General features: G+C 70.6%; 7 protein-coding genes and 1 other RNA gene. 1 reads left to right on the top strand and 7 read right to left on the bottom strand.

Annotation, left to right across the window (positions count from 1 at the left end; translation table 11 throughout):
• A partial coding sequence (locus tag Q1N79_RS11295; RefSeq protein WP_367185025.1) for a WYL domain-containing protein occupies positions 1-192 on the top strand: 192 nt, incomplete at its 5' end.
• A 480-nt stretch (positions 193-672) separates the two neighbouring features.
• Here the strand turns inward: Q1N79_RS11295 and ssrA are convergent.
• The 7 genes from ssrA to Q1N79_RS11260 form a co-directional block, all read right to left on the bottom strand.
• Positions 673-1046: a transfer-messenger RNA gene (gene ssrA / locus Q1N79_RS11290) on the bottom strand.
• Positions 1047-1440: 394 nt separating this feature from the next.
• Positions 1441-2553, bottom strand: a complete 1113-nt coding sequence (locus tag Q1N79_RS11285; RefSeq protein ID WP_300607975.1) for a branched-chain amino acid aminotransferase — start codon at positions 2551-2553, stop codon at positions 1441-1443.
• A gap of 60 nt (positions 2554-2613) precedes the next feature.
• Complete coding sequence (locus Q1N79_RS11280; RefSeq protein WP_300607972.1) at positions 2614-3663, bottom strand: 3-isopropylmalate dehydrogenase; 1050 nt, start codon at positions 3661-3663, stop codon at positions 2614-2616.
• A gap of 86 nt (positions 3664-3749) precedes the next feature.
• A complete protein-coding gene (gene ilvC, locus Q1N79_RS11275) occupies positions 3750-4739 on the bottom strand; it encodes a ketol-acid reductoisomerase (RefSeq protein WP_300607978.1) in 990 nt (329 codons plus the stop codon).
• A gap of 80 nt (positions 4740-4819) precedes the next feature.
• Positions 4820-5344: an acetolactate synthase small subunit gene (gene ilvN / locus Q1N79_RS11270; protein ID WP_300607969.1), complete on the bottom strand. Its 525-nt coding sequence runs from the start codon at positions 5342-5344 to the stop codon at positions 4820-4822.
• Positions 5344-7437, bottom strand: coding sequence for an acetolactate synthase large subunit (locus tag Q1N79_RS11265; protein ID WP_300607966.1), 2094 nt, complete (start codon positions 7435-7437; stop codon positions 5344-5346). Before Q1N79_RS11265 ends, ilvN begins: the two co-directional genes overlap by 1 nt.
• Positions 7438-7708: 271 nt before the next feature.
• Complete coding sequence (locus tag Q1N79_RS11260; RefSeq protein ID WP_300607963.1) at positions 7709-10552, bottom strand: EAL domain-containing protein; 2844 nt, start codon at positions 10550-10552, stop codon at positions 7709-7711.
• Positions 10553-10924 lie beyond the last annotated feature (372 nt).

Raw genomic sequence — 10924 nt, 5'->3', positions numbered from 1 at the left:
ATCGGGCCGTACGCGGGGACCGTGACGGCCGACGGCGACGAGACGTGCGTCCTGGACACCGGGTCCGACAGCCTGGAAACGCTGGCCGTCTACCTCGGGATGCTGGGCTACGACTTCCGCGTGCAGTCGCCGCCGGAGCTCGCCGGGCACCTGCGCGCGCTCGCCGGCCGGTACCGGCGCGCGCTCTCCTGAGGGTTCCTCCGGCCTCCTGTTGCGATCTCGGGAAGTTAAGGGGCTGCGTCGCCGCTCCCTCGCGTGCATGTCACGTGGTCAGCTGATGTGCGTGTGAGCAGTGCGGCAAGGGCGTTGCAGGCTGGCCGAGGCCTGGGCGGCTGTCCGGTGGCCGTCTCAGATAGTGGGACGGCACCGGGAACTTAGGACCCGGGCCGCAGCTTTTATTGCCCGTTTTATACCGATTTCCGGATGCCGCTCGGCTCCTATCTTGGCCAGCGCCCGCGGACCGCGCCCGGTATCGGTGGTTTGTCCGCCGGCAGGCTGGGCGGCTTAAGTTCCTGGCATTGCAATAGCCTGGCGTTGTGGGCCTCACCGCCAGTCCGGGTGCGTCGCGGTCGCGGCCGGGTGCGCTTGCAACCGCCCGCGGGCAGCAGAAAACCCCGAACCCTGGGGTGGGTTCGGGGTTTTCACGCCCTGGGGTGGGTTCGGGGTTATCACGGGTGGAGGTGGCGGGAATCGAACCCGCGTCCTTCAGGACCTCACCAGGTCTTCTCCGAGCGCAGCCTGCATCCGCTTTTCTCAGCCCCGGCGATCACGCAGGCAAGACGCCGACGGGCTCAGCCACTGTCTGTTTCCTAGCCTGCCCCGTGGCCGGGCCGGCTAGTTGAGCCTTCTAGCTGATGCCAGCACCGGGCCGAAGGCACTCCCGGGCTGACAGACCTATTGCTAGCTCGCCTTAGGCGGCGAGAGCGAGGTCAGTGCGCGTTGAGTTGGCACTTATTGGTTACGGTCGCGTGATTTACGAGGTCACAACCGCCACCCTCGGCTCGCTTCTCCTGGGTCGACCACCGAAGTCGAAACCGTTCACCCCCTGTTGAGTTGTAGGCAGAGCCTACAGCGTGAAACATCGCGCGGCCAACGCAGATTCCTGGCGACAGCCAGGCCGGCCGCGACTGAGGCTGCGCTTGGGGGCTGCTGCCTGGGGGTGCGGCGTACCGGGGAAAAGATGATGACCCCCGCAGGCGCTGGCGGTGGCCGAAACGCGCCCACGGGGGTCGACCGGCAGGGTCGGAGCCGGTCCGGAAGTCCGGGCCTCCCCCGAGATGAGGCCCGGCTCTCACGATGACTGGGCCGCAACCCCCCAAGCGAGCCTCAGTCATCCTGTAAGACGCCTGCGAGTATCCAGATGGTTGCTTTCCGTGATTATAAAGATGGCAAAGTCTTGGCAATGAGCCCGGAAGTGGTTACCGACAGTAACCTCGGCGGTCAGGCGACCTTGTAGATCCAGCCGAAGGGGTCGGGGCGGTGCCCGTACTGGATGCCGATGAGCTCCTCGCGCAGCCGCATCGTGACCGGGCCCGGGTTACCGTTGGCGACCAGCCACCCGCCGGAGGCGCCGTCGACCGCGCCGACCGGGGTGACGACGGCGGCCGTGCCGCAGGCGAACACCTCGGCGATCTCGCCGGCCGCGCTGGCCCGGCGCCACTCGGCCACCGAGATCCGGCCCTCGGTGGCCGGGAAGCCAAGCGTCGGGGCCAGCGTGAGGAGCGAGTCCCTGGTGATCCCGGGCAATAGCGTGCCGGTGAGGGCGGGCGTCATGATCCGCGCGGCGGAGCCGGAGCCGTACACGAAGTACAGGTTCATCCCGCCCATTTCCTCCACCCACTTGTGCTCGGCCGCGTCGAGCCAGACCACCTGGTCGCAGCCCTTGTCGACGGCCTGCTGCTGGGCGGCGAACGCGGCGGCGTAGTTTCCGCCGCACTTGATCGCGCCGGTGCCGCCAGGGGCCGCCCGGGTGTAGTCCTCGGACAGCCAGACCTTGACGGTCTTGGTCGCGCCGAAGTAGGAAGCGGCAGGCGACGCGATCACGCAGAACAGATAGGCGTCCGACGGGTGGTTGACGCCCAGGCCGCGCTGCGTCGCGATCATGAACGGGCGCAGGTACAGGCTGTTCCCCTCGCCCTGCGGTATCCACTCCTTGTCCTGCGTGACGAGGAGCTCAAGGGCGCGCAGGAACGTCTCCTCCGGGAGCTCGGGCATCGCCATCCGGCGGGCCCCGGCGTTGAACCGCGCCGCGTTGGCCTGCGGGCGGAACATCACGACCGACCCGCTGTGCTGACGGTACGCCTTCAGCCCCTCGAAGAGCTCCTGGGCGTAGTGGAACACCGCGGTGGCCGGGTCGAGTGCGAACGGCCCATAGGGCTCCAGCTTGCCGTCGTGCCACCCGCGCCCAGCCGACCAGCGCAGCGTGATCATGTGGTCGGTGAAGACCTGGCCGAACCCCGGCGCCGCCAGTATCCGCTCGCGCTCGGCGGCTGGCGCCATGGCCTGGGAGGGGTGGACCTCGAAGTCGATCTCGGTGTCGGCGTGAGCGGTCATGACAGGTTGTTCCTTTCTGCGGGCGTATCCGGATATTCGGGGATTTGGGTAAAACCACCCTCACCCGGATACTCGCTCGGCGATGTCTTCGCCGATCTCCACGGTAGTCCGTGCCGCCCATTCCCCCTGGCGCTCGATCAGGTCATCCGCGACAGCCTGCTCGATCTTCGCCGCGGCGGCGCTGAGCCCGAGGTGCGAGCACAGCATCGCCGCGGACAGGATCGCCGCGGTCGGGTCGGCCTTGGACTGCCCGGCGATGTCCGGCGCGCTGCCGTGCACCGGCTCGAACATCGACGGGAACAGGCGCGCGGGGTTGATGTTCCCGCTGGCCGCCAGTCCGATGCCGCCCGCCACGGCCGCGCCGAGGTCGGTCAGGATGTCGCCGAAGAGGTTGTCGGTCACGATGACGTCGAACCGCTCCGGCGCGCTCACGAAGAACATCGACGCCGCGTCCACGTGCTGGTAGTCCACGGCGACCTCGGGGTACTCCTTGGCCAGCGACTCCACCGCCCGCTGCCACAGGTCGCCCGCGTACGTCAGCACGTTGGTCTTGTGCACCAGCGTGAGCTTCTTCCGCGGCCGCCCCATGGCCTGTCCGAACGCGTACCGCGCCACCCGCTCCACGCCGAACCGCGTGTTGTAGCTCTCCTGGGTGGCGATCTCCTCGGGCGTGCCACGGCGCATGACACCGCCCGCCCCCGCGTAGGGTCCCTCGGTGCCCTCGCGGACCACGACCATGTCGATCGTCTCCGGCCGCCCGTTGGCCAGCGGCGACGCGACGCCCGGGTACAGCCGGACCGGCCGGAGGTTGACGTAATGGTCCAGCTCGAAGCGCAGCCGCAGCAGCAGCCCGCGCTCCAGGACCCCGCTGGGGACGCTCGGGTCCCCGACCGCGCCGAGCAGGATCGCGTCGTGCGCGCGGATTTCCTCAAGGACCGCGTCGGGTAGCGTCTCGCCGGTGCGGTGCCAGCGGCGGGCGCCCAGGTCGTAGTCGGTCGTGTCGACGGTGACATCCGGCGTCGCCGCCCTGAGCACCTTCAGCGCCTCGGCCACCACCTCGGGGCCGATGCCGTCGCCGCCGATGACGGCCAGCCTGATAGCAGATCCCATGTGACAGAACCTTAGTCGTCGGATGGACCCCGGAGCAGGTGCGCCCTCAAGGCGCAGCCGGGGGTTCCGGGGGGTCGTCCCCCCGGTTAGTCCTCGTCGCTCAACCAGCTCATCAGCGGGCGGAGCCGGGCGCCGACCTGTTCGATCTGCTCGGCGCGCTCAGTCTCACGCCGCTTGAGGAAGTTGGGCTTGCCCGCGTCGAACTCCTCGACGAGCTCACGGGCGAACGAGCCGTCCTGGACCTCGCGCAGCATCTTGCGCATCTCCCCCCTGGTGCGCTCGTCGATCAGGCGCGGGCCACGGGTGTAGCCGCCGTATTCGGCCGTGTCGGACACCGACCAGTACATCTTGGAGATGCCGCCCTCGTACATCAGGTCCACGATCAGCTTCATCTCGTGCAGGCACTCGAAGTACGCCGCCTCCGGCTGGTATCCGGCCTCGACGAGCGTGGCGAACCCGGCCTTGATCAGCTCGGAGACCCCGCCGCACAGCACCGCCTGCTCGCCGAACAGGTCGGTCTCCGTCTCCTCGGTGAACGTGGTCTTCAGCACGCCGGCCCGGGTGCCGCCGATCGCCTTGGCGTAGGACAGCGCGAGCGGCAGCGCGTTGCCCGAGGCGTCCTGCTCGACCGCGACGAGCATCGGCACGCCGCGGCCCTCGCTGAACTGGCGGCGGACGAGGTGGCCCGGCGCCTTCGGCGCCACCATGCAGACGTCCACGTCGGCCGGGGGCTCGATCAGGTGGTACCGGATGTTCAGGCCGTGCGCGAAGAACAGCGCGTCACCCGGCACCAGCGACGGCGCGATGGCGTCCGCGTAGACCGCGCGCTGCAGGTGGTCCGGGATCAGCACGATCACCAGGTCCGCCTCCTCGCACGCGTCGGCGGGGGTAAGGACGCGCAGACCCTCGTTCTCTGCCTTCTCCCGGCTGGCCGAGGCGGCCGGCAGGCCCACCCGGACGTCGACGCCCGAGTCCCGCAGCGACAGCGCGTGCGCGTGCCCCTGGCTGCCGTAGCCGAGGACGGCGACGTGCCGCCGCTGGATGAGTGAGAGGTCGGCGCTGTCGTCGTAGAAGATCTCTGCCACTGGTTGGCCTTTCGTCATGAGTGACGTCAGTGGCGGCAGTCGCCACTGACCGTTCGGGATCAATCTTGGTCTTAAGCGGAGCGGTCGAGGGGGCGCAGCGTGCGGTCGGTGATCGACCGGCCGCCGCGTCCGACCGCGATCGTGCCTGACTGGACGAGTTCCTTGATGCCGAACGGATCGAGGACCCGGACCAGTGCCTCTAGCTTGTCATGACTGCCCGTCGCCTCGACGGTGACCGCGTCCAGCGCCACGTCCACGACGCGCGCGCGGAACAGCGCCACGGTCTCGAGCACCTTCGACCGGGCGTCGGTGTCGGCGCGGACCTTGATCAGGATGAGCTCGCGCTGCACCGCCTGGGCCGGCTCGAGCTCGACGATCTTGAGCACGTTGATCAGCTTGTTGAGCTGCTTGGTGACCTGCTCCAGGGGGTGCTCTTCGCAGTTCACCACGATCGTCATCCGGGAGATCTCCTCGTGCTCGGTGGGCCCGACCGCGAGGGAGTCGATGTTGAAGCCCCGGCGGGCGAACAGGCCCGCGATGCGGACCAGCACCCCTGGCTTGTTCTCCACCAGCACGGACAGCGTGTGCTTGGTCATTACTCGCCACCGTCCCAGTCGGGCGCGATGCCGCGCGCGAACTTGATGTCGTCGTTGCTCGTGCCGGCCGCGACCATCGGCCACACCATCGCGTCGTGGTGGACGATGAAGTCGATCACGACCGGCTGGTCGTTGATCGCCATCGCCTGCTCGATGATCGCGTCGACGTCCTCCTTGCGCTCGCAGCGCAGCCCGATGCAGCCGTACGCGTCGGCCAGCTTGACGAAGTCGGGGATCCGGGTGCCGGCGACTTCGGCCTTCCTGTCACCGAGGCTGGTGTTGGAGTACCGCTCGTTGTAGAACAGCGTCTGCCACTGGCGGACCATGCCGAGGTTGCCGTTGTTGATGACCGCGATCTTCACGGGGATGCCCTCGATCGCGCAGGTGGCCAGCTCCTGGTTGGTCATCTGGAAGCAGCCGTCGCCGTCGATCGCCCACACCCGGACGTCGGGCTTGCCGACCTTCGCGCCCATCGCGGCAGGAACCGCGAACCCCATCGTGCCCAGGCCGCCGGAGTTGATCCAGGTCCCCGGGTTCTCGTACCCGATGTACTGCGCCGCCCACATCTGGTGCTGGCCGACGCCCGCCACGTAGATCGCCTCCGGGCCGGCCAGCTTGCCGATCCGCTCGATCACGTACTGCGGCGACAGGCTGCCGTCGGCCGGGTCGTCGTAGCCGAGCGGGTACCTGGCCCGCCACTGGTCGAGCTGCGCCCACCATTCGGCCTGGCTGGGCTTGCCGCCGTGCGCGTGCTCGGCCTGGACGGCGGTGATCAGCTCGGCAATGACTTCCTTGCAGTCGCCCACGATCGGCACGTCGGCGCGGCGGTTCTTGGAGATCTCCGCAGGGTCGATGTCCGCGTGCACGATGAGCGCGTCCGGCGCGAACGTGTCCAGCTTCCCCGTCACCCTGTCGTCGAACCGGGCGCCGAGCGCCACGATCAGGTCGGCCTTCTGCAGCGCGCCGACGGCGGCGACCGTGCCGTGCATCCCCGGCATGCCCAGGTGCTGCGGGTGGCTGTCGGGGAAGGCGCCGCGGGCCATCAGCGTCGTTACCACGGGGGCGCCTGTGAGTTCGGCCAGGGTCTTGAGCTCGTCCGCCGCGTGGGCCCTGATCACGCCGCCGCCCACGTAGAGCACGGGCTTCCTGGCGTCGGTGATCATCCGGGCCGCCTCCCGCACCTGCCGCGAGTGCGGCCGCGTCACCGGGTGGTAGCCGGGCAGGTCGATGAGGACCGGCCAGGTGAAGTCCGTCATCGCCTGCATCGCGTCCTTGGCGATGTCGACGAGCACCGGGCCCGGGCGGCCCGTGCTCGCCAGGTGGAAGGCTTCAGCGATCGTGCGCGCGATGTCCTCGGGCCTGGTGACAAGGAAGTTGTGCTTGGTGATCGGCAGCGTGATTCCGGAGATGTCGGCCTCCTGGAACCCGTCGGTGCCGATCAGGTGGGTGGACACCTGGCCGGTGATCGCCACCACCGGCACGGAGTCCATGTAGGCATCGGCGAGCGGCGTGACGAGGTTGGTGGCGCCGGGGCCGCTGGTCGCCATGCACACCCCGGTGCGCCCGGTCGCCTGCGCGTACCCGGTGGCCGCGTGGCCGGCGCCCTGCTCGTGCCTGACGAGGATGTGCCTGATGCGCTCGGAGTCCAGCAGCGGGTCGTAGGCGGGCAGCACCGCGCCGCCCGGGATGCCGAAGACCACCTCGACGCCCACCTGCTCCAGGGCCATGACGAGGGCCTGGGCGCCGGTCACCCTGACCCTGACCGGCTGCGGCGGCGCGGCGGGAGCCTGCGTCCTGGCCGCCTGCGGCGCCGGCTGACCCGCGGCCGGCTGACCCGCCACGGGCTGACCGGCCGGGGGCTCGCCGGCCGGGGGCTGCTTGTGGTGCGCCGCCGCGGCCGGCTGCGGCGCCGCCGCGGGTGGTGCGGGCGGCGCCGGCCTGGGCGGCGCCGGCTTCGGGGCGGCAGGCGTCGCGGTCGCCCTCGCGGGGATGTCCAGCGGCGTGGGGCCGGAGTGGGGCCTGCCGGGTGGCTGATCCGCTTGTCCGGCGGCAGCGTGCGCCTTGGGAGGGACTGGGCTCGTCTGCTCGGTCATCGGGTGGCTTCCTTGTCACGATGTGCGCGGCTGGTGTCTTCCGGGGGGCGATCCCCCGCACCCCCGCGAGGGGGCATTAAAAAACCCCTCGTGCCGGGTGGCAGGCGAGGGGCGCGCGCAGAAGCTGGCTGGTCAGCTTTCCGCGCGCCAGCCAAGTACGAGGATGTGGTTCCGCTTCACGGATACCACCCTCACCCACGACACGCCCTCGCGTCAAATTATCGTGCGTCCGGTCTCATAATGCGAGACAGTCACGTCCAGATATTCCCGGTTATGCGGCGGGTACGCCCGGCTTGGCCGCTCCCGAGACATCTGAAACGCCCGGCGCGCTCGCCGGCGAACCAGCGCCGCGCTCGCTGTCCGCCGCCGCGGAACCGACGGCGCTTCCTGTCCTGATCAGCGCCTCGACGCCCGGCGCCGCCATTGGCCTGGCCACGAGGAACCCCTGCCCGTAGCCGCAGCCCATCTCCCGCAGCTCGGCGAGCTGGCGGGGATGCTCGATGCCTTCGGCCACCACCTGCATCCCGAGGTCGCGGCCGACCTGGACGATCGTCCTTGTGAGCATGGTCAGGACCGGATCCTGGCCGAGACCCGACACGAACGACGGGTCGATCTTGATGATGTCAACCGGCAGCTGACGCAGGTGAGCGAGCGAGGCGTAGCCGGTGCCGAAGTCGTCGATGGCGAGCCTGACGCCCAGGTCGCGCAGCTCCCCGAGCCGGTCGGCTATCAGCCCGGCGTCCTCGACGAGCATCCGCTCGCCCACCTCGATCGTGAGCGCGGCGGGCGGCAGGCCGCTTTCCGCGAGGGCCGCGGCCACCTGGGCGGGGAACTGCGGCGCGTTCAGCTGGCGCAGCGACAGGTTCACCGACACGCCCACGTCCCACGAGGAGGCCCGCCACGCGGCGCCCTGCGAGCAGGCCTGGCGCAGCACCCACTCGCCGAGCGGGACGATCAGCCCGGAATCTTCGGCCACGGCGAGGAAGGCGCGGGGGGAGACGACCTCATCCGCGCGCCACCAGCGGATCAGGGCCTCGGCGCCGACGACCCGCGACGTGGCGAGCTCCACGATCGGCTGGTACTGCAGGGTCAGCTCTTCCCTGGCGATCGCGCGCTGCAGGTCGCTGGCCAGGTCAAGGCGGCGGACCACGTCCGCGTGCATGTGCGCCGCGTAAACCTCGACCCGGCCGCGGCCGCCATCCTTCGCCCGGGCCATCGCCACGTCGGCGTTGCGCAGCACCAGGCCGGGCGGGCTCTCGTCGGCCAGCGCGACGCCCACGCTCGCGGTCAGCCCGATCTCCCGGTCGGCGACGCGGAACGGCTCCCCGGCGACGGCGCTGGCCAGCCGCTCGGCGAGCTCGACGATCTCGGGGCCGCTGGCAGCGTTCTCCATGAGCACGGCGAACTCATCGCCGCCCCAGCGCGCGACCGTGTCCTGGGCGGGCACGACGGCCCGCAGCCGCCGCGCGGCCTGGGCGAGCACCAGATCGCCTGCGCCGTGCCCCACCAGGTCGTTGACCGCGGTGAAGCCGTCCAGGTCGAGGAAGATCACGCCGGCGCGGTCGCCGCCTGCTGCGAGCGATTCCCTGGCGCGCTCCTCGACGTACGCGCGGTTTGGCAGGCCGGTCAGGCCGTCGTGGAACGTCAGGTGCGCCACCTGCTGGCGCAGCGCCACCTGGTCGCTGACGTCCCTGGCGGTGACGAGCAGCTGCGCCGGCTCGCCCGGCACCCGGTAAAGAAGGACCGCGCACTCAAGGTGCCGCCAGGTGCCGTCGGCGGCGCGCACCCGGCAGGAGAAGCGGCCCTTCGCGCCCGATTCCGTCCCGTTCCCCGGGCCGCCCGGCTGCGCGCCGGCCGGCTCAGGCGCCGCGCCAAGGACCGCGCCCGCGCCGGCCGCGTCCTCGACCGGGCTGGCCTCCTGCCGGACCGCCGTCCGCGCGGCGCTGACGTCCTCCGGGTGGACGAACTCCATGAGCGGCTTGCCCGCCAGCGCGTCCTGCGCGTAGCCGAAGCTCGCGATCAAGGGGCTGACCTGCCTGATCGTGCCGTCGAGGTCGCAGACCAGCACGACGTCGCTGGTCCGGTCGGCGAGGTCGCGCAGGCTGGCGCTCGACCCGCGCCAGATCCGCAGCGTGACGCCGTTCTCCCTGACCAGCATGAGGATGCGCACGGAAAGGACGAGCACAGCGGCGCCGCCGGCGATGACCAGCGCCAGGTCGGAGGCTGGGGCGCTGGCCAGGCCGTGCACGACGACCACGATCGCGGCGACGAACACGGCCACCGCGGCGATGATCGTGGCCGCGCCCGAACTCGTGCCGACGGCGTTGCCGACGTCGAGCGGCCCAGGGAGACGCTCCGTGCCCGCCGCCGGCTGCTCCTCCCGGCGCCACTGCGGCAAGTCCAGGCGCGCCGCGATCGCCGGCACCCACGGCGCGACGCCGAGCAGGCACGCGGCCACGACCATCGCGAGTTGCTCCAGGACGCCCTGGTGCCCGCCGGAGATCCGGGCGCCGACGCCGAGGTAGTCACCGACGGTCAGCACAACCAGCGCGAGATAGGGCAGCAGCACGCGGCTCCAGGCGACCGTGAGCACCGGCAGCAGCGCGCCGAGTACCGCCAGGTCGGCGAGCGGATGCAGCAGGTCGAGCAAGAACGACGCCGGCCGCTCACCGGAGCGGTGGAACTCGCCGCCGAACGCCACGACCCAGCCGATGACCAGCAGGGATACCGCCATCACGTACCCGTCGGCAAGACCGGGCAGCACCGATCCCGACGTCCCGGCGGCCGCGGGCGACGCGGGCGACGCGGGCGACGGCGACGGCGCGGCCGACGGCCGGGCCACTGGTGCCGGATCCGGCGACGGCCAGGGCGAGGCGAGCACCATCACACCGGTCGCGGCCGACGCGAGGGCGAGCAGCGGCGCCACATCGGCCAGCCCGGGCCCTGAGCCCAGCGACCCGGCCAGCACGCTGTCCACGATCAGCCCGGCGAACCAGAACAGCGCGGCACCGCCAAGCCACCGGTATCCCCTGGCCACGGGGCCGCTATGCCGCCTCGCGCCCGCCCACAGGGCGACGACCGCCCCAGCCGCGGCGAGCATGGCGAGGACGCTCACTGTCGGGCCCCCGTGATCGTGAGGTGCAACCGGGGCTCCTTCCGAGGTCTCTTCGAGGTTCCCGCTACGGGGGGTAGCGTGCATTCCGGGCATGGTCCGAGGCTGAGAATTTGGTAACGGATCTGCAACGACCTGTTACCGCCGACGGGCGCAGCTGCGCCCGTCGGCGACCAGGGTTCGCCACCTCTAGGTAAGCACCTTGGGGAAAGTCTGGCGATCCGGCCTTTGGATTTACTCTACGTACCCGAGATCACGCTTGGGTTGAGGAAGGGCGTCCACCGGGAGACAAGTGCGGCCGCTGGGAGCCAGCACGACCTGCCGGCTGCGAATATCCTAGGCCGCCCGCCGCTAATATGTGCCGCTGATCACATT

Origin of the sequence: Trebonia sp. (assembly GCF_030042015.1) — a bacterium.
Classification (GTDB): Bacteria; Actinomycetota; Actinomycetes; order Streptosporangiales; family Streptosporangiaceae; genus Trebonia.
Note: the sequence above shows the minus strand (reverse complement) of the source record. Positions and strands in the feature narration are given on the sequence as shown.

Coding starts and splice junctions, on each gene's coding strand:
- Q1N79_RS11265 (WP_300607966.1), bottom strand. CDS start 7,437: ATGACCGAGCAGACGAGCCCAGTCCCTCCCAAGGCGCACGCTGCCGCC.
- ilvN (WP_300607969.1), bottom strand. CDS start 5,344: ATGACCAAGCACACGCTGTCCGTGCTGGTGGAGAACAAGCCAGGGGTG.
- Q1N79_RS11280 (WP_300607972.1), bottom strand. CDS start 3,663: ATGGGATCTGCTATCAGGCTGGCCGTCATCGGCGGCGACGGCATCGGC.
- Q1N79_RS11285 (WP_300607975.1), bottom strand. CDS start 2,553: ATGACCGCTCACGCCGACACCGAGATCGACTTCGAGGTCCACCCCTCC.